The sequence below is a fragment of the Aurantimonas sp. HBX-1 genome, from assembly GCF_021391535.1.
In the GTDB taxonomy this organism is placed as follows: Bacteria; Pseudomonadota; Alphaproteobacteria; order Rhizobiales; family Rhizobiaceae; genus Aurantimonas.
Map to the genome: position 1 here is coordinate 68,579 of NZ_CP090066.1, position 19,119 is coordinate 87,697.

Consider the following 19,119-nt stretch of genomic DNA (forward strand, 5'->3'; position numbering starts at 1 on the left):
GTTGGATGGCTCAGATTACGGTTCGCAAGCTCGACGACGACGTTCTCGATGCGATCAAGGCGCGGGCGAAGGCGAACAAGCGTTCGACCGAGGCCGAGATCCGCGCCATCCTCGCACGGTCGGCCCTAGAGCGGAATCTCGAGCGGCGTTCGCTCCTGTCCTTGGCCGGCTCCGCACGGAGCGAGCGGACCGTCGATGAGATCGTGGCGGACATCCGGGCCTTGCGGGACGAATGGGAAGACAGGGCGTGAGGGCGGGGGACCGCTATTATCTCGACGCCAACACGGTCATTGCCATCGTGGAAGGCGTCGATGAGCTCGGCCCGGCCCAACGCACCTTCCTGAAGAGTGTCGACGACGGCGCAGTCCCTGCGGTGTCCAGCGAGATGACCCTGGCGGAGTGCGTGGTCAGGCCATTTCGAGATCGGGACGGAGCGGCGATTGCGACGATGCTGGATTTTCTCGACGGACGACCAACGTTGCCTCTCGTTCCGCTATCTCGGGACGTGATGATCATGGCGGCGAGAATCCGGGCGGAGACCGCCGTAAAGCTGCCGGACGCCATACATCTCGCGTGTGCCATCGACGCCGGATGTACGGTCTTCGTCAGCGCCGACAAGCGGTTGCAGATGATCGGAGATTTGCGCCGCGCTTCCTTCGATGATCTCGGGCCCTTCGAAGACGGGATGCGATGATCACCTCCCTCCTCATCGCCAATCGCGGCGAGATCGCCTGCCGGCGGTAGACGTCTCGGTGGGCGACCAGGTCGAGGACGGCATGCTGCTGCTGGCACTCGCGCCCGAAAATTGACGCAAAACCGCCTTTTTTTGGAACCTTTGCCGGCTATTTGCCTTGCCCCTTCCAGGACGCGCGGCCTTCCCGGGGGAGCGCAGCTTCGCGTCCGAAACACAGGGGACGTGAAGCATGGCGACCAAGGTAGAGACCGGACGGCTCGGGCCGTTTCCGAAAGTCAGCCGACCTGTCTTCACCATATCCGCCATTCTCATCCTCGGCTTCATCGTCTTCGGTGCTGCCTTCAACGACGTCGCGTCGTCCCTCTTCACCGGCGCGCAGGCCGGCATCGCCGATTACTTCGGCTGGTTCCTGATCCTCACCACCAACCTCGCCCTGGGTCTTTGCATCTATCTGGCGTTCAGCCGTTTCGGCGACATCCGCCTCGGTGCCCAGACGGAATCGCCGGAATACGGGCTGATGTCGTGGACCGCGATGCTGTTCAGCGCCGGCATCGGCATCGGCCTGCTCTACTGGGCGGTGTCGGAGCCGCTGTTCCACTTCTTCGCCCCGCCGATGGGCGAGCCCGAGACCATCGAAGCCGCCAAGCAGGCGATGGTCCTGTCGTTCCTGCACTGGGGTCTGCACGGCTGGGCGATCTACGGCATCGTCGGTCTGTCGCTGGCCTATTTCCACTACCGCAACGGCCTGCCGCTCTCGATCCGCTCGGCGCTCTACCCGCTGATCGGCGAGCGCATCTACGGGCCGCTCGGCCACACGGTCGACATCCTGGCCGTGTTCGGCACGATGTTCGGCATCGTCACCTCGCTCGGCCTCGGCGTCATGCAGATCAATGCCGGGCTGGAGACCATCTTCGGCATCGGCGACAGCCTGATCCTGCAGATCGCGCTGATCGCCGGCATCACCGCCCTCGCCACGGTCTCGGTGATGCTCGGCCTCGACGGCGGCATCAAGCGGCTCTCCAACCTCAATATCGGCCTGAGCTTCGCCGTCCTCGCCTTCATCGTGGTCACCGGGCCGACCCTCTACATCTTCGACAGCTTCGTCGAGAATGTCGGCAACTACGTCGCGGGGCTCGTCACCTTCGGCACCTGGAGCGAGGCCTATTCGGGTACCAACTGGCAGGTCGACTGGACGATCTTCTACTGGGCCTGGTGGATCTCCTGGTCGCCCTTCGTCGGCATCTTCATTGCCCGCATCTCCCGCGGCCGGACCGTCCGCGAGTTCATCCTCGGGGTGCTGCTGGTGCCGACGACGATCCTGTTCTTCTGGTTCACCGCTTTCGGCGGCACCGCCCTCAAGCTGGAACTCGCCGGCGATCCGGGGCTGATCGAGGCGACCAAGCAGAGCTACGGCAACGCGATCTTCCACCTGCTCGAGTTCTTCCCGTTCAGCGGCGTGGTGTCGTGCGTCATCATGGTGATGATCGTGATGTGGTTCGTCACCTCGTCCGACAGTGGCAGCTTCGTCATCGACATGCTGACCGCCGGCGGCGACGTCAATCCGCCGAAGATCCAGCGGATGTTCTGGGCGATCACCGAGGGCTGCATCGCCGCGGTGCTGCTGGCGGCGGGCGGCCTCGACGCGCTGCAGGCGGCGGCCGTGGTCGCCGGTTTCCCCTTCGCCTTCGTCATCATCTTGATGATGTACGGCCTCTTGCGCGGGCTCGGGCGCGACAAGCTGGTGATGTACCGCTACAACCAGTGGTATCGGACCGAGCAGGAGGCGGAGGCCAATTCGCCGGACGCCTATGTCGGGGAGGCGGCGCTGAAGGGGCCGCCGAAGCTCGCGACGGAGAGCTGAGCGCCCGGCGGCGGGGCGCCTGCGGCCGACGTATACATTATTTTGGAGTTCGCCGCGCAGGCAGTTGCGCGACTGCGGCTTAGCGGACAGTATGCCGGCCAACGACAAGAATACGTCCGCTCTGGGTGAGGAAGCGCATGGCATCGGTGACGTTCCGGGACGTCCGCAAGGCGTTCGGCACGGTAGAAGTGCTGCACGGCGTGTCGATCGATATCGACGAAGGCCAGTTCGTCGTGCTCGTGGGGCCATCGGGCTGCGGGAAGTCGACGCTGCTGCGCATGCTCGCGGGGCTCGAGCATATCAGCGCCGGCGAGATCCTGATCGGCGACCGGGTGGTCAACGACCTGCCGCCGAAGGATCGGGACATCGCGATGGTGTTCCAGAACTACGCGCTCTATCCGCACATCACCGTCGCCGAGAACATGGCGTTTTCGCTGATGCTGAAGCGGGCCTCCAAGCAGGAGATCGAGGAGCGGGTGAAGCCGGCGGCGGAGATCCTCGGCCTCACGCACTTGCTCGACCGGTATCCGCGGCAGCTCTCCGGCGGCCAGCGCCAGCGCGTGGCGATGGGCCGGGCGATCGTGCGGGACCCGCAGGTGTTCCTGTTCGACGAGCCGCTGTCCAATCTCGACGCCAAGCTGCGCGTGTCGATGCGCACCGAGATCAAGAACCTCCACCAGCGCCTCAAGACCACGACCGTCTACGTCACCCACGACCAGATCGAAGCGATGACCATGGCCGACAAGATCGTCGTCATGCATGACGGCCGCGTCGCGCAGGTGGGCACGCCGCTGGAGCTCTACGACCGGCCGGACAATCTCTTCGTCGCCGGCTTCATCGGCTCGCCGGCGATGAACATGCTGACCGGCGCGGCCGACGCCGACGACCGGACCCGCTTCATCACCGGCGACGGCTACAGCCTGCCGATCGCCCGGCCGGGCAAGGCGGCGCCGGGCCGCGAGACGATCTACGGGGTGCGGCCGGAATCCTTCCGCATCGGCGGCGACGTGCCGCTGCGCATCGAGGTGGTCGAGCCGACCGGCTCGGAGACCCACGTGGTCGCCCGGCTGGGCGCGAGCGAGGTCATCTGCGTGTTCCGCGAGCGCATCACTGAGGGGCCGGGGGACGAGCTGATGGTCTCGATCGATCCCGAGGCCGTGCATCTGTTCGACGCCAAGACGGGTGCGCGTGTGTCGGACTGATCCGCAACGGAAGCCGGGCGCCCGTGGAGGACGGGGGCGCGGCGACCGCAGTCTGTGACGAGCCGCGGCGGCAGCGGGAGCCCGCCGGCGGCATAGGCCGGAACGCTTCCGCGCAAGAGGAGGAAACAGCATGACGATCAATCGCAGAACGCTGCTGGCCGGCACCGCCGGCCTCGCCGCCGGTGCCGCGCTCGGTGGCCGGTTCGGCATCACCAGGGCCTTCGCCCAGGACGCCGCCGCGCGCTTCACGCCGGAGGAGGGGGCAACGCTGCGGCTGTTGCGCTGGGTGCCGTTCGTCGCCGGCGAGGAAGCCGCCTGGAACGCCAACACCAAGGCCTTCACCGACGCCACCGGCGTGCAGGTCCAGATCGACCAGGAAAGCTGGGAGGACGTGCGTCCGAAGGCCGCCGTCGCCGCGAATGTCGGCTCTGGCCCGGACATGGTGATGAGCTGGTTCGACGACCCGTTCCAGTATCCCGACAAGCTCGTCGACGTCACCGACCTCGCCACCTCGCTCGGCGAGCAGCACGGCGGCTGGTACGAAGGCCTGGAAGGCTATGCCAAGCAGGGTGACCAGTTCATCGCGGTGCCGCTCTGCGCCATCGGCAACGCCATCTGCTACCGCGACAGCCACATGAAGGCTGCCGGGTTCGAGGAATTCCCGACCGACACGGATGGTTTCCTGGAACTCTGCAAGGCGATGCAGGCGAAGGGCACGCCGGCCGGATTCCCGCACGGCAAGGCGGTCGGCGACGGCAACAACTACGCCCACTGGCTGCTGTGGAGCCACGGCGGCATGACCGTCGACGAGAGCGGCAACGTGGCGATCAACAGCCCCGAGACCAAGGCTGCCATCGAATACGCCAAGGCGCTCTACGCGACCTTCATCCCGGGCACGGAGAGCTGGCTCGACATCAACAACAACCGCGCCTTCCTGGCCGGCCAGATCTCGCTGACGGCGAACGGCGTGTCGCTCTACTACGCCGCCAAGAAGGATCCGGCGATGGCCGAGATCGCGGAGGACATCCGCACCACGAACCTGCCGATCGGCCCGGTGGGCAAGTCGGTGGAACTGCACCAGACCTCGACGCTCAACATCTTCAAGCACACGAAGTATCCGGAAGCGGCGAAGGCCTACATCGAGTTCATGTACCAGCCGGCGCAGATGAACGCCTGGATCGAGGGGGCCAGCGCCTATTGCTGCCAGCCGCTCAAGGCCTATGCCGACAATCCGGTGTGGACCTCGAACCCGATCCACAAACCGTATTCCAACGCGTCGGCCAGCCTGCGCCCGAACGGCTATGCCGGTCCGCTCGGACCTGCCTCGGCGGGTGTCATGGCGGACTACGTGCTCGTCGACATGTTCGCCGAGGCGGTAACCGGGCAGCGCTCGACGGAAGAGGCGATCGCCAACGCCGAGCGGCGCATCGCGCGCTACTACCGCTGACCTAGCGGCGCCGGCCCCGGGCCGGCGCTGTCCCGATCGGGCGGCGGCGCTTTCGGCGCCGCTGCCGCGTCGCCGGTCGAGACCGAAGCGCGGCATGCAGAAGCGAAGGGAGTGTCCGTCCGATGTCCAGTACAGCAGCGCCCGCCCGGCCATCGCGCCTTGCGCGGCTGTCGCAGAGCCGCAACGGCCTCGGCATCCTGTTCATGGTGCCGGCGGCCGCCTTCCTGCTGTGCTTCCTGACCTATCCGCTGCTTCTCGGCGTCTGGCTCGGCTTCACCGACACGACGATCGGTCGTACCGGCGTGTTCGTGGGGCTGGAGAACTATGCCTGGCTGTTCGACGACCCGGTGTTCTGGCTGTCGGTCTACAACACCGTGCTCTATACGACCGTCGCCTCGGTGCTGAAATTCGGGCTGGGACTCTGGCTGGCGCTGATCCTCAACGAGCATCTGCCGTTCAAGACCTTCTTCCGGGCGATCATCCTGTTGCCTTGGGTGGTGCCGACGGTGCTGTCGGCGCTGGCCTTCTGGTGGATCTACGATTCGCAGTTCTCGATCATCTCCTGGGTGCTGATGCAGTGGGGCTGGATCGACGCGCCGATCAACTTCCTCGGCGATCCGAACACTGCCCGCGCCTCGGTGATCGCCGCCAATGTCTGGCGCGGCATCCCCTTCGTCGCAATCTCGCTGCTCGCCGGCCTGCAGACCATCCCGCAGTCGCTGAACGAGGCCGCCGCGCTGGACGGCGCAACCTCCTGGCAGCGCTTCACCAAGATCACCCTGCCGCTGCTGACGCCGATCATCGCCGTGGTGATGACCTTCTCGGTGCTGTTCACCTTCACCGATTTCCAGCTGATCTACGTGCTGACCCGGGGCGGGCCGGTCAACGCCACGCATCTGATGGCGACCCTGTCGTTCCAGCGCGCGATCCCCGGCGGCCAGCTCGGCGAGGGCGCCGCGATCGCGGTGGCGATGATCCCGTTCCTGCTGGCCGCCATCCTGTTCTCGTTCTTCGGATTGCAGCGGCGCAAGTGGCAGCAGGGCGGGGCAGACTGAGGAGATGATCCGATGAGCCAGCAAGACGCCGCCGGCGCGCACGCCCCGATCCGCGACGATTCGGAGGGGATGCGCCAGTTCAACACGTTGCCGCGGCGGATCCTCGTGGTCTATCTGCCGCTGGCGGTCTTCGTCTTCGTGCTGCTGTTCCCGTTCTACTGGATGGCGATCACGGCGGTGAAGCCGGACCACCAGCTGACCAACTACGAGCAGTACAGCCCGTTCTGGGTGGTGGAGCCGACGCTCGAGCACATCAAGTATCTGCTGTTCGAGACCTCCTATCCGGGCTGGCTGTGGAACACGATGCTGGTCTCGGTGGCCTCGACGGTGATCTCGCTCGCCGCCTCGGTGTTCGCCGCCTACGCGATCGAGCGCATCCGCTTCTCCGGCGCGCGCGTCACCGGCCTCCTGATCTTCCTCGCCTATCTCGTGCCGCCGTCGATCCTGTTCATCCCGCTCGCCTTCATCGTCTTCCAGGTCGGCATCTTCGATTCCCGGCTGGCGCTGATCCTGACCTATCCGACCTTCCTGATCCCGTTCTGCACCTGGCTGCTGATGGGCTATTTCCGCACCATCCCGTTCGAGCTCGAGGAGAGCGCCCTGGTCGACGGGGCGACGCGCTGGCAGATCCTCACCAAGGTGGTGCTGCCGCTCGCCGTGCCCGGCCTGATCTCCGCCGGCATCTTCGCCTTCACGCTGTCCTGGAACGAGTTCATCTACGCGCTGACCTTCATTTCCTCCTCGGAGAACAAGACCGTGCCGGTGGGCGTCCTGACCGAGCTGGTGCGCGGCGACATCTACGAATGGGGGGCGCTGATGGCCGGCGCCCTGCTCGGCTCGCTGCCGGTGGTGATCCTCTATTCGTTCTTCGTCGACTACTACGTCTCGTCGATGACCGGCGCGGTGAAGGAGTAGCAGTCATGGCAGAGGCGATGCGCGTCGCGGTGATCGGCCTCGGCTCGATGGGCATGGGCGCGGCGAAATCCTGCCTTGCGGCCGGGCTTCCCACCTACGGCATCGATCCCCGCAACAGCGCCTGCGACGAGCTGATGGCGGCGGGCGCCGTCGCGACCGGCGCCGGCGGCCGCGCCTTCGCCCGCGATCTCGACGCGGTCGTCGTCCTCACCGTCAATGCCGCGCAATGCCGCGACGCGCTGTTCGGCGAGCAGGGCATCGCCGCGCATCTGAGGCCCGGGACGCCGGTGATGGTCTCCGCGACGATCTCCGTCGCCGATGCCAGGGCCATCGCCGCCGACCTCGCCGCGGCCGGCCTGGCGATGCTCGACGCGCCGGTGTCCGGCGGCCCGGTGAAGGCCGATGCCGGCGACATGACGGTGATGGCGGCCGGTCCCGCCGCGGTGTTCGACGCGCTGCAGCCGGTGCTCGATGCGGTGGCCGGCAAGGTCTACCGCATCTCGGAGACGATCGGCGACGGCGCGACCGTGAAGATCATCCACCAGCTGCTCGCGGGCGTTCACATCGCCGCCGGCGCCGAGGCGATGGCGCTCGCCGCCAAGGCCGGCATTCCGCTGGAGACGATGTACGACGTCGTCACCCACGCCGCCGGCAATTCCTGGATGTTCGAGAACCGCATGCGGCACGTCGTCGACGGCGACTACACGCCGCATTCGGCGGTCGACATCTTCGTCAAGGATCTCGGCCTCGTCACCGAGACGGGCCTGTCGATGAAGTTCCCGCTGCCCTTGGCGACCACCGCCTATGCGATGTTCGCCACCGCCAGCCAGGCCGGCTACGGCCAGCTCGACGACAGCGCGGTGATCAAGGTGTTTCCGGGGATCACCTTGCCGGGCGACGACACGGCGGAATAGCGCCTCGCTCGCGGCCGGCCTCCGCCAGCCCGTCGACCGGTCAGCCGGTCAGCACCGGCTCGCGGTCCGGCGCCGACCCCAGCCGCTTGCCGGGATTGATCGCCTCCAGCCAGCGCAGATAGGCGGCGTGGTCGTGGCGGCCCATGCCCATCTCGTTCGTGAGGGCGTGGAAGGCGTCGCGCGCGACCTGCGTCAGCGGCAGCGTCAGGCCGGCCTCGCGCGCCACTTCTAGCGCGTTGTCCAGATCCTTCAGCTGCAGCGCCAGCGGCCCACCCGGCACCCAGTTACGCTCGGCCATGCGCTCGCCGTGCAGGTCCAGGATGCGCGAGGTGGCAAAGCCCCCCATCAGCGCGGTGCGCAGCGCCGCCGGGTCGCAGCCGCCTTCCTGCGCCAGCAGCATCGCCTCGGAGACGGCGCCGATCGTCACCGCGACGATCACCTGGTTGGCGAGCTTGGCGACCTGGCCGGCGCCGTGCACGCCGACCAGGGTCGGCCGGCCCATCGCCGCCAGCAGCGCCTCGGCGTCGTCGTAGTCGTCCTGGCGCCCGCCCGCCATGATCGCCAGCGTCGCCTCCATCGCGCCCTTCTCGCCACCGGAGACCGGGGCGTCGAGATGCCGCCGTCCCGCCGCCTCGATGGCGGCGGCATGGTCGCGGGCGACGGCGGGCTGGATCGACGACATGTCGATGAACAGCGTGCCCTCGGGTGCCGCGTCCACCACGCCCTCGGCGCCGAAATAGAGCTCGGTCACCACCGGCGAATTGTCGACCATGGTGATCACCGCGTCGGCCTTCGCGACCGCAGCGCGCGGATCGGCGGCGACGGCGGCGACGTCGGCCAGCGCCTCGGCCTTGACGAGGGTGCGGTTCCACACCGTGACCTTGAAACCGGCCTTGGCGACGTTGCGGGCCATCGGCGCGCCCATCAGGCCGGTGCCGAGCAGCGTCACGTGGGTGATGGCCATGGGCGGTTCTCCTCGTCGCGGCGGTAGTCGGCCGCCCGTGTCAGTAGACGGCGCGGCCGCCGGAAATGTCGAATACGGCGCCGGTCGAGAAGGAACAATCCTCCGACGCCAGCCAGACGATCATCGCCGCGACCTCGGCCGGCTCGACGAAGCGGGCGAGCGGGATCTTCGACAGCATGTAGTCGATGTGCTCCTGGCTCATCTGGTCGAAGATCGCGGTACGGGCCGCCGCCGGGGTGATGCAGTTGACCAGGATGCCGGTGCCGGCGAGCTCCTTGCCCAGCGACTTGGTGAGGCCGATCAGCCCCGCCTTCGACGCCGAATAATGCGAGGCGTTGGGGTTGCCCTCCTTGCCGGCGATCGAGGCGACGTTGACGATGCGGCCGTAGCCGCTCGCCAGCATCCGCGGCACCACGGCCCGGCTGGTCAGGAACGGCGCGACGAGATTGACCTCGACGGTCTTGCGCCAGATCTCCGGGCTCAGCTCCCAGGTCTTGCCGTTGCCGCCGGTGATGCCGGCATTGTTGACCAGGATGTCGATGCGCCCGGCCGCGCCGGCCGCTTCCTCGACGGCGCCGGCGTCGGTGAGTTCCACCGCCCGGCCGCTGGCCTTGTCGCCGAGCTGGGCGACGGCGGTGTCGATCGCGCCGGCGTCGACGTCCCAGATCACCACCGAGCCGCCGCTGGCGATCACCCGCTCCGCCGTGGCAAGGCCGATGCCGCGGGCACCGCCCGTGATGACCGCGTTGCGTCCCTCGAGATCGATCCTGTTCATCCTGTCCCCTCCTCAAGTCCAGCCTGGCGCGTCCCTGCGGCGAGCGAGCTGGCATAATGTATACGTTGTCTGCCGGCGGCGCGCGCCTAGTCTTGCGCCGCCTCCTGGTGGGCTGGCTGCGCCTGCAGCCGCAGCAGCGCCAGCGCCTGCTGGTCGGTTCGGTCGCGATGCAACTGGTGCAGCCTGCCGGCCTCGGCGTCGTCGCGCGCCGCGATCGCCGCGACGATCGCCCGGTGCTCCTCGTCCGACTGCGACGGGCGCGGGCGCAGCGGCACGATCGCCATGCGGGCGCGATATTGCTGGTCCCAGTACTGCCGCAGCGTCGTCTGCAGCCGGCTGTTGCCGCACAGGGCGACGATCTCGGCATGAAAATTGTCGTCGAGCTGCGACCACTGCGCGATGTCGTCGCGCTTCGTCGCCCGCTCCATCTGCGCCATCAGCCCCTGCAGCCGTTCGTTTTCCTCCGCCGCCAGGCCGCGCCGTGCCAGCAGCCGCGCCGCCACCACTTCGAGCGCCGAGAACACCTCGTAGATCTCGGCGAGGTCGTCGAGCGACTGCGACCGCACGGTCACCCCGTGGCGCGGCCGGACATGAACCAGGCCTTCCTCGTCGAGCTTGATCAGCGCCTCGCGGATCGGCGTGCGGCTCATCGACAGGAGCGCCGCGACCTCGGTCTCCAGCAGCGTCGTCCCCGGCGGCAGCCGGCCCTCGAGGATGCGGAACTTCAGCTCCCGGTAGGCGCGCTCGCGCGCCGGCATCGCCGCCACGCCCTGCAGGCTGGGCCGCGGGCGCGATCCGCCGGCGGCCGCAGGCCGCGGCCGGGCGCGCTCTCCGGGGGCATCGCGTTTGGTCAGCGCCGTCCTCCTCTGGCCATTGCCGGCACCGTCCCTCAACGATCCGCGTCGCCGTCGCGCCGGACACCGTTCAGCTCCGCCACCACGTCCGACAGCATCGGCAGGAAGTCATCCCCCCGCCCGAGCGATTCGGCCGTCGCGAGGCCGTTCTTGACGGTCGAGGAGACATGCGAGGCGATGCCGCTCTCGTTCGCCAGCGAGACCACGTAGCGCATGTCCTTGTGGGCGTTGCGCAGCGTGAACTTGTGCGCGTCGCGGTCGCGCCCGACGACGTACTGCATGAAGGTCTGGTAGAAGCCGCAATCCATCCTTCCGCCGCCGATGACGCCGTGGAAGGTCGCCGCATCGATGCCGTTCTTGGCGCCAATCGCCAGGGCTTCGGAGTAGATCGAGGCGTAGCCGAGCGAGACGAAGTTGTTGAGCAGCTTCATCGTGTGGCCGGCGCCGATCTCACCGACCCGCACCACCTTGCCGGCCCAGGTCTCGAGCAGCGGGCGCACCCGATCGAAATCCGCTTCGCTGGCGCCCACCATCGTGTCGAGCGTGCCCTCCCAGGCCTCCTTCGGCGTCCGCGACAGCGGCGCGTCGATCAGCGTCACGCCGGCCGCGGCGCAGCGCTCGGCCAGCGCACGGGTCGAGACCGGATTGCTGGTGGAGGTGTCGATGATCGTCTTGCCGTCCGCCCCGGCCGCAAGGATCGCCGCCACGGTGGCTTCCACCTGCGGGCTGCCCGGCAGGCAGAGGAAGATCACGTCCGATGCCGCGGAGAGTTCGGCGACGCTCGCCGCCTCCGCCGCGCCGCGCCCCTTCAGCTCCTCGACCGGTTCGCGGTTCCTGTGCGCGAGCACCGTCAGGGCGTAGCCGGCCTCGGCGATGTTCTTGGCCATGCCGTGGCCCATCAGGCCGACGCCCACGAAGCCGATGCGGGAACGATCTGCCATCAGTTCTGCCTCTCTTGCGTATGCTTGCTGCGGCCCGCCATCGCTCAGGCGCTCCTGGCCGCTTCGTCGGCGATATGGACCCGGATGATGCTGGCGAAGTCGGGATCGGCAGTGAAGCCCGCCTCGGCGGCGCGCCGGGCGTCGAAGTCGCGCGGCCAGCCGGCGACGATCTTCTCGATCGTCGCGTCGGGCTCGCGGCGGATCCGGGCGGCGACCTCCTCGCCGGCCACGTCGCGCAGCGCCTCGATCATCTCGGCGATGGTCACCGACAGGCCCGGCATGCTGAGCGCCCGGCGATGCCCCAGCATGTCGGTGTCCATGGTGGCGGCATGCAGCAGGAAGCCGACGGCCGCGGCGGGGCTCGCCACCCAGTGGCGCACCTCGTCGTCCACCGGCAGGATCGCCTCCTGGCCGGCCAGCGGCTCGCGGATGATGCCGGAGAAGAAGCTCGACGCCGCCTTGTTGGGCTTGCCCGGCCGCACGACGATGGTCGGCAGGCGGATCGCCACGCCGTCGACGAAGCCCTTGCGGGTGTAGTCCGACAGCAAGAGTTCGCAGATCGCCTTCTGGGTACCGTAGCTGGTCAGCGGCGCGCACAGGAACGTGTCGCTGATCTTCTCCTCGAAGGGCGCGCCGAACACCGCGATCGACGAGGTGAACACCAGCCGCGGCCGGTAGGCGCCGCCGGTCTGGCGGATCGCTTCGAGCAGATGGTGCATGCCGTCGAGATTGATCCGGTAGCCCTTCTCGAAATCCGCCTCGGCCTCGCCCGAGACGATGGCGGCGAGGTGGAAGATCACTTCCGGCCGCTCGGCGACCAGCGCCTCGACGGTGGCGCGATCGGCGATGTCGCCGGCTGTCGAATTGATGGTCACCCCGTCGCAGGGCGGCAGGTCGGCCGTCACCACGTCGAAGGCGTCGATCGCCGTGATCGTCTGCCCTTCCATGCGGCCCTCGGCGCAGAGCGCGGCGATCAGCCGGCGTCCCATCATCCCGGCGGCGCCCAGTATCAGAATGCGCATCGTGTTCCTCCCTGCCTGCTGCGCCCTAGAGCGACCAGCCGCCGTCGATCAGCTGCGTCGTGCCGGTGGTGAAGCGGCTTTCGTCGGAGGCGAGATAGACGGCGAGAAAAGCGATCTCTTCGGGCGTGCCGAGGCGGCCCATCGGCTGGCGCTCGATGAACATCGTGCGGGCCTTGTCGGTGCCGCCGACCTTGCGGCCGAGCTCCTCGATACGCCCTTCCAGCGACGGCGATTCGATCGTGCCGGGGCAGATGGCATTGCAGCGGATGCCGCTGCGGATGAAGTCGATGGCGACCGAGCGGGTCAGGCCGATCACCGCGGCCTTCGTCGCCATGTAGACGTAGCGGTTCGGCGCCGCCTTGATGGAGGAAGCCGCCGAGGACATGTTGATGATCGAGCCGCCGCCCTTCTCGACCATGCGCGGCAGCAGCGCCGATATCGTCCGGTGCATCGCCTTGACGTTGAGGTCGAAGGAGAAGTCCCAGGCCTTCTCGTCGCAGTCGAGCACCGTGCCGTGGTGCACGAAGCCGGCGCAGTTGAACAGGATGTCCGGCGTCTCCACCCCGGCGAGATAGGCGGCCACGGCCTCGCTGTTGGTGACGTCCAGCGCCGTGGTGCGGACGTCGCCGACGGCGTCGAGGCCGGCGAGCTTGGTCTCGTCGAGGTCGGAGGCGAAGACCGTCGCCCCCTCGCGCAGGAAGGCCTCCGCCACCTCCCGGCCGATGCCCTGGCCGGCGGCGGTGCAGACCGCGATCTTGCCTTCGAGGCGCTTGCTCATTGCATGATTCCTGTTCGTCTCGGCGTCACGGGTGTCAGTGGTTGTCGCGCGGCACGCGCGGGTTCGTGCCGTCGGTGCCGCCCTGGGCGATCTGCCGGTAGGCGACGGCGTTCTCCAGCACCGCGCCGGTCTCGAACTGCGAGACGAGGTGGCGCTGGATCTCCTGCCACGGCGTCTGGTGGGCCGGGAACGGATAGCCGCCGGCAGCTTCCAGCTCGCTGCGGCGGCGCGAGATCTCCTCGTCGGAAAGCAGCATGTCGGCGGTGCCGCGCTCGAGGTCGAGCCGCACCCGGTCGCCGGTGCGCAGGATGGCGAGGCCGCCGCCCGCCGCCGCCTCGGGCGAGGCGTTGAGGATCGAGGGCGAGCCGGAGGTGCCGGACTGGCGGCCGTCGCCGACGCAGGGCAGGGAGTGGATGCCGCGCTTCAGCAGGTAGTCCGGGGCGCGCATGTTCACCACCTCGGCGCCGCCCGGATAGCCGATCGGGCCGGCGCCGCGCATGAACAGCACGGAATGCTCGTCAATCGCCAGCGCCGGGTCGTCGATCCGGGCGTGGTAGTCCTCCGGCCCGTCGAACACCACGGCGACCCCCTCGATCGCCATCGGGTCGTCGGGGTTGGACAGATAGCGCTCGCGGAACTCCGGCGAGATCACCGACAGCTTCATGATGGCTGAGTCGAACAGATTGCCGCGCAGCACGCGGAAGCCGGCATGCGGCACGATCGGCTGGTCGAACGGCCGGATGACCTTCTCGTCCTCGATCCGCGCGCCGCGGCAGTTGTCGCCGATCGACTTTCCATTCACGGTCGGCGCCTCCTCGTGGATCAGCCCCTGCGTCATCAGCTGGTTGACCACCGCCGGCACGCCGCCGGCATGGTAGTAGTCCTCGCCGAGATACTCGCCGGCCGGCTGCAGGTTCACCAGCAGCGGGATCTCCTCGCCATAGGTCTGCCAGTCGTCGAGCGACAACTCGACGCCGACATGGCGGGCCAGGGCGTTGAGGTGGATCGGGGCGTTGGTCGAGCCGCCGATCGCCGAATTGACGCGGATGGCGTTGATGAAGTTCTCGCGGGTCAGGATGTCCGAGGGCTTCAGGTCCTCGTGCACCATGTCGACGATGCGCTTGCCGGTGAGATAGCTGATCTCCTGGCGGTCGCGGTACGGCGCCGGGATCGCCGCCGAGCCCGGCAGCTGCATGCCGAGCGCCTCGGCCAGCGAGTTCATCGTGGTTGCCGTGCCCATCGTGTTGCAGTAGCCGGTCGACGGGGCCGAGGACGCGACGAGCTTGATGAAGCCCTGGTAGTCGATCTCGCCGGTCGCCATCAGCTCGCGGGCCTTCCAGACGATCGTGCCCGAGCCGGTGCGCTCGCCGCGGAACCAGCCGTTCAGCATCGGCCCGACCGACAGCGCGATCGCCGGGATGTTGACGGTCGCCGCCGCCATCAGGCAGGCCGGCGTGGTCTTGTCGCAGCCGATGGTCAGCACCACGCCGTCGAGCGGATAGCCGTAGAGGATCTCGACCAGGCCGAGATAGGCGAGGTTGCGGTCAAGCCCCGCGGTCGGGCGCTTGCCGGTCTCCTGGATCGGATGCACCGGGAACTCGATGGCGATGCCGCCGGCCTCGCGAATGCCCTCGCGCACCCGCTTGGCGAGCTCCAGATGGTGGCGGTTGCAGGGGGAGAGATCGGAGCCGGTCTGGGCGATGCCGATGATCGGCCGGCCCGACTGCAGCTCTTCCAGGCTGAGGCCGAAATTCAGGTAGCGCTCCAGATAGAGCGCGGTCATGTCCGGATTGGACGGATTGTCGAACCAGGCGCGGGATCTCAGGCGGCTCGCCGTCTTGTCTTGGGTCATCGGATCTCCGGATCGTCGTCTCGCCGCGACGGATCGATCGGGCGTCGCGCGGTGCTTCCTGACGTATACATTAATCCCCGAGCCGTTCAACGCCCCGCGGCGCGCGATCTGCCGCAGCCAGGCGGCGGCTGTTGGTACGACCTTCACCCTCTCTTTCTGCCGTTCCCCCTTGTCAGCAGCCCGGACTTCGCGCATTGATACGACCATTGCGAGGGCGGGAGGCCTCTACCAGGATGCAGGCGGAAGCGGCGATCGGCCCGAAACGGTCGAACCGGACGGTGGCGCTGGCGGCCGAATTCGGCCGCAAGATCACCTCCGGCGTGCTCGCCTGCGGGGAAGTGCTGCCCACCGAAAAGGAACTCCAGGCGCAATACGGCGTCTCGCGAACCGTCGTGCGCGAGGCGATCCGCCATCTCGTCGCCAAGGGCCTGATCAGCGTCGGGCCGAAGGTCGGCACGAAGGTGCGCGAGCGCATCGAGTGGAACATGCTCGACCCCGACGTGATGGGCTGGCACGTCACCACCGCCTTCGGACGGCCCTTCATCGACGCGCTCTACGAGATGCGGCTGATCAACGAGCCGGCCGCCGCGCGCCTCGCCGCGCAGCGCATCACCCCCGACCAGGCGCGGCGGCTGGGCGAGGCACTGGCCGGCATGGCCGACAATCCGCGTGGTTCGCCGGCGCTGATCGCCGCCGACCTCGCCTTCCACCGGGTGATCCTCGAGGCCACCGGCAACCCGATGCTGGTCTCGCTCGGCGCGATGATCGAGCGCAGCCTGTCGATCTCCTTCTCGCTGTCCTGGCGACAGAACCCGCAGGACGAGACGGTGCGCCAGCACGGGCGGGTGCGGGACGCGATCGTCGCCGGCGACGGCGAGGCGGCGGAACTGTTCATGCGGCGGCTGATCGAGAGCGCCTTCGAGGACGTCGTGCTGGCGCTCTATGCGCCGGCCGGCGACGGCGAGACCGGCCGCACGACACGACATCCGGACGGGGAGCGCGACGCGGTCGTCGCGGGATGAAACGCAATCACCGCCGGTGCGCCCCGCCCCGGCGAACGCTCAGGGAGGAACAAGACCCATGAAGTTGAAGCACCTTTGGATGGCCGGACTGGCCGCCGCCGCGATGGCCTTCGCGCTGTCCACCGGCAGCCTCGCCCAGGACAAGGGAACGATCGGCATCGCCATGCCGACCAAGTCCTCGGCCCGCTGGATCGCCGACGGCGACAACATGGTGAAGCAGTTCCAGGAGGCCGGCTACCAGACCGACCTGCAATATGCCGAGGACGACATCCCGAACCAGCTCTCGCAGATCGAGAACATGGTGACCAAGGGCGTCGACGCGCTGGTGATCGCCGCGATCGACGGCACGACGCTGTCGAACGTGCTGGCGAACGCCGCGGCCATGGATATTCCCGTCATCGCCTATGACCGGCTGATCCGCGATTCCGAGAATGTCGACTACTACGCGACCTTCGACAATTTCCAGGTCGGCGTGCAGCAGGCGGAATCGCTGGTGGACGGCCTGAAGCAGCGTTTCCCGGATCAGGAGACCTGGAACGTCGAACTGTTCGGCGGGTCGCCCGACGACAACAACGCCTACTTCTTCTACAACGGCGCGATGAGCGTGCTGCAGCCGCTGATCGACGAGGGCAAGATCGCCATCCCATCCGGCCAGATGGGCATGGACAAGGTGGGGACGCTGCGGTGGGACGGCTCGGTCGCGCAGTCCCGCATGGATAACCTCCTGTCGGCCAACTACACCGGCGACCGCCAGGTCCACGGCGTGCTGTCGCCCTATGACGGCCTGTCGATCGGCATCATCTCCTCGCTCAAGGGCATCGGCTACGGCTCCGGCGACATGAAGATGCCGATCGTCACCGGCCAGGACGCCGAGGTCCCCTCGGTCAAGGCGATCCTGCGCGGCGACCAGTATTCCACCATCTTCAAGGACACGCGCGAACTCGCCAAGGTGACCGTGCAGATGGTCGATGCCCTGCTCCAGGGCGGCGAGCCGGAGGTCAACGACACCGAGACCTACGACAACGGCGTCAAGGTGGTGCCGTCCTACCTGTTGAAGCCGGTGCTCGTCACCGAGGACAACTGGCAGAAGGTCCTGGTCGACTCGGGCTACTACAGCGAAGACCAGATCAAGTAAGCTCTTGAACACGGCGCGCGGGGCGGGACTTCCGCTCCGCGCGCCGCAATTTCCGGCGCCTCGGCTCGGCCGCATCCGCTGCCCTTCGACGCGTCCGCGACGATGTCACTTTCTCGTATCTCCTGGCGAACGGGCCGCAACCGATCCGATGACGACCATTCTCGAGATGCACGGCATTACCAAGACCTTCCCCGGCGTCGTCGCGCTCGACGACGTCAGCCTGAAGGTCGCGGAAGGCGAGATCCACGCGCTGGTCGGCGAGAACGGCGCCGGCAAGTCGACGCTGATGAAGGTGCTGTCCGGCGTCTATCCGCACGGCTCCTACGAAGGCTCGATCAGCTTCCAGGGCGAGGAGTGCCGGTTCTCCGGCGTCGCCGACTCCGAACGCCTCGGCATCATCATCATCCACCAGGAGCTGGCGCTGGTGCCGCTCCTGTCGATCGCCGAGAACATCTTCCTCGGCAACGAGCAGGCGCGGCGCGGCGTCATCGACTGGCCGGCGACCTTCGCGCGCACCCGGGAGCTGCTGCAGCGCGTCGGCCTGAAGGAATCGCCGCAGACGCGGGTCACCGATCTCGGCCTCGGCAAGCAGCAGCTCGTCGAGATCGCCAAGGCGCTGTCGAAGGAAGTCAAGCTGCTGATCCTCGACGAGCCGACCTCCAGCCTCAACGAGACCGATTCCGAGGCGCTGCTGAAGCTGCTGCTGGAGTTCAAGGCGCGCGGCATCGCCTCGATCCTGATCTCCCACAAGCTGAACGAGATCGCCAAGGTCGCCGACACCATCACCGTGCTGCGCGACGGCGCGGCTGTGTCCACCCTCGACGGCCACTCCCCGGCGGTCAGCGAGGCGGCAATCATCCGCGACATGGTCGGCCGCAGCCTCACCGACCGTTTCCCGCCCCGCCATCCGGCGATCGGCGAGACGGTGTTCGAGGTGTCGCACTGGACCGTGCACCATCCCCAGCACAGCGAGCGCAAGGTCGTCGACAACGTCGGCTTCCATGTCCGGCGCGGTGAGGTGGTCGGCATCGCCGGGCTGATGGGCGCCGGCCGGACGGAACTCGCGATGAGCCTGTTTGGCCGCTCCTACGGGGTCGGCATCTCCGGCGAGGCGAGGATCCACGGCAAGCCGGCCGACCTTTCCAGCGTCTCGCGGGCGATCGCCGCCGGCCTCTGCTACGCCACCGAAGACCGCAAGACCTACGGCCTCGTGCTCGACGAGACGATACGGCGCAACATCCCGCTCGCCCATCTCTCCGGGATCGCCAACGGCATCGTCGTCAACGAGGGGCGCGAACTCGCGGTGGCGCGCGAATACCGCGACCGGATCCGCATCAAGAGCTCCGGCGTCTCTCAGGAAGTCGTCAACCTGTCCGGCGGCAACCAGCAGAAGGTCGTGCTGGCCAAATGGCTGTTCGCCGGGCCGGAAGTGCTGATCCTCGACGAGCCGACGCGCGGCATCGACGTCGGGGCAAAATACGAAATCTATGCGATCATCGCCGAGCTCGCCGCGAGCGGCAAGGCGATCGTCGTGATCTCCTCCGAGATGCCCGAGCTGCTCGGCATCACCGACCGGCTCTACGTCATGAACGAGGGCCGCTTCGTCGGCGAGATGGCGACGGCCGAGGCCTCGCAGGAGAAGATCATGGCGACGATCATCCGCTCCGGCCAGAGGAACTGAGGAAAAC

At 67.8% G+C, this 19,119-nt stretch carries 18 protein-coding genes; 11 read left to right on the forward strand and 7 right to left on the reverse strand.

Annotated elements, in window-relative coordinates:
* Window positions 1-5 precede the first annotated feature (5 nt).
* The 8 genes from LXB15_RS00350 to ltnD all read left to right on the forward strand — a co-directional run bounded on the left by LXB15_RS00350 (window position 6) and on the right by ltnD (window position 8,088).
* Window positions 6-251, forward strand: coding sequence for a plasmid stabilization protein (locus LXB15_RS00350; protein ID WP_233950331.1), 246 nt, complete (start codon window positions 6-8; stop codon window positions 249-251).
* The gene (locus LXB15_RS00355; RefSeq protein WP_233950332.1) at window positions 248-694 is read left to right on the forward strand and encodes a type II toxin-antitoxin system VapC family toxin; all 447 of its coding nucleotides are present in this window, start codon (window positions 248-250) and stop codon (window positions 692-694) included. Before LXB15_RS00350 ends, LXB15_RS00355 begins: the two co-directional genes overlap by 4 nt.
* A 229-nt stretch (window positions 695-923) precedes the next feature.
* Window positions 924-2,555 carry a BCCT family transporter gene (locus LXB15_RS00360; protein WP_233950333.1) on the forward strand — a complete coding sequence of 544 codons (1,632 nt, stop codon included), beginning with the start codon at window positions 924-926 and terminating at the stop codon, window positions 2,553-2,555.
* A 137-nt stretch (window positions 2,556-2,692) separates the two neighbouring features.
* A complete protein-coding gene (locus LXB15_RS00365; RefSeq protein ID WP_233950334.1) occupies window positions 2,693-3,757 on the forward strand; it encodes an ABC transporter ATP-binding protein in 1,065 nt (354 codons plus the stop codon).
* A gap of 130 nt (window positions 3,758-3,887) precedes the next feature.
* Window positions 3,888-5,204: an ABC transporter substrate-binding protein gene (locus LXB15_RS00370; protein ID WP_233950335.1), complete on the forward strand. Its 1,317-nt coding sequence runs from the start codon at window positions 3,888-3,890 to the stop codon at window positions 5,202-5,204.
* A 122-nt stretch (window positions 5,205-5,326) separates the two neighbouring features.
* Window positions 5,327-6,259, forward strand: coding sequence for a carbohydrate ABC transporter permease (locus tag LXB15_RS00375; RefSeq protein WP_233950336.1), 933 nt, complete (start codon window positions 5,327-5,329; stop codon window positions 6,257-6,259).
* 12 nt (window positions 6,260-6,271) lie between these two features.
* Entirely contained in the window at window positions 6,272-7,174 is a 903-nt protein-coding gene (locus tag LXB15_RS00380) for a carbohydrate ABC transporter permease (RefSeq protein WP_233950337.1), read from the forward strand.
* A gap of 5 nt (window positions 7,175-7,179) precedes the next feature.
* Entirely contained in the window at window positions 7,180-8,088 is a 909-nt protein-coding gene (gene ltnD / locus LXB15_RS00385; RefSeq protein ID WP_233950338.1) for an L-threonate dehydrogenase, read from the forward strand.
* Window positions 8,089-8,128: 40 nt separating this feature from the next.
* Here ltnD and LXB15_RS00390 read toward each other — a convergent pair whose 3' ends face one another.
* From LXB15_RS00390 to LXB15_RS00420, 7 genes are all read right to left on the reverse strand, one after another.
* The gene (locus tag LXB15_RS00390) at window positions 8,129-9,052 is read right to left on the reverse strand and encodes an NAD(P)-dependent oxidoreductase (protein ID WP_233950339.1); all 924 of its coding nucleotides are present in this window, start codon (window positions 9,050-9,052) and stop codon (window positions 8,129-8,131) included.
* 40 nt (window positions 9,053-9,092) lie between these two features.
* Window positions 9,093-9,827: an SDR family NAD(P)-dependent oxidoreductase gene (locus tag LXB15_RS00395; RefSeq protein WP_233950340.1), complete on the reverse strand. Its 735-nt coding sequence runs from the start codon at window positions 9,825-9,827 to the stop codon at window positions 9,093-9,095.
* An 86-nt stretch (window positions 9,828-9,913) separates the two neighbouring features.
* Window positions 9,914-10,585, reverse strand: coding sequence for a GntR family transcriptional regulator (locus LXB15_RS00400; RefSeq protein WP_233950341.1), 672 nt, complete (start codon window positions 10,583-10,585; stop codon window positions 9,914-9,916).
* Window positions 10,586-10,716: 131 nt separating this feature from the next.
* Window positions 10,717-11,622 carry an NAD(P)-dependent oxidoreductase gene (locus LXB15_RS00405; protein ID WP_233950342.1) on the reverse strand — a complete coding sequence of 302 codons (906 nt, stop codon included), beginning with the start codon at window positions 11,620-11,622 and terminating at the stop codon, window positions 10,717-10,719.
* Between the two features lie 44 nt (window positions 11,623-11,666).
* A complete protein-coding gene (gene denD, locus LXB15_RS00410) occupies window positions 11,667-12,644 on the reverse strand; it encodes a D-erythronate dehydrogenase (RefSeq protein WP_233950343.1) in 978 nt (325 codons plus the stop codon).
* Window positions 12,645-12,669: 25 nt separating this feature from the next.
* Window positions 12,670-13,422 (reverse strand): SDR family oxidoreductase, encoded by a 753-nt coding sequence (locus LXB15_RS00415; protein ID WP_233950344.1) that lies wholly within the window; start codon window positions 13,420-13,422, stop codon window positions 12,670-12,672.
* Between the two features lie 34 nt (window positions 13,423-13,456).
* On the reverse strand, window positions 13,457-15,274 hold the full coding sequence (locus tag LXB15_RS00420; RefSeq protein WP_233950345.1) for an IlvD/Edd family dehydratase: 1,818 nt from the start codon (window positions 15,272-15,274) through the stop codon (window positions 13,457-13,459).
* Window positions 15,275-15,507: 233 nt separating this feature from the next.
* Between LXB15_RS00420 and LXB15_RS00425 the strand changes: the two genes are divergently transcribed.
* The 3 genes from LXB15_RS00425 to mmsA all read left to right on the forward strand — a co-directional run bounded on the left by LXB15_RS00425 (window position 15,508) and on the right by mmsA (window position 19,112).
* Window positions 15,508-16,296, forward strand: a complete 789-nt coding sequence (locus LXB15_RS00425; RefSeq protein WP_233950346.1) for a FadR/GntR family transcriptional regulator — start codon at window positions 15,508-15,510, stop codon at window positions 16,294-16,296.
* Window positions 16,297-16,375: 79 nt separating this feature from the next.
* On the forward strand, window positions 16,376-17,431 hold the full coding sequence (gene chvE / locus LXB15_RS00430; RefSeq protein WP_233953285.1) for a multiple monosaccharide ABC transporter substrate-binding protein: 1,056 nt from the start codon (window positions 16,376-16,378) through the stop codon (window positions 17,429-17,431).
* A 148-nt stretch (window positions 17,432-17,579) separates the two neighbouring features.
* Entirely contained in the window at window positions 17,580-19,112 is a 1,533-nt protein-coding gene (gene mmsA / locus LXB15_RS00435; protein WP_233950347.1) for a multiple monosaccharide ABC transporter ATP-binding protein, read from the forward strand.
* The last annotated feature ends 7 nt before the right edge of the window (window positions 19,113-19,119 follow it).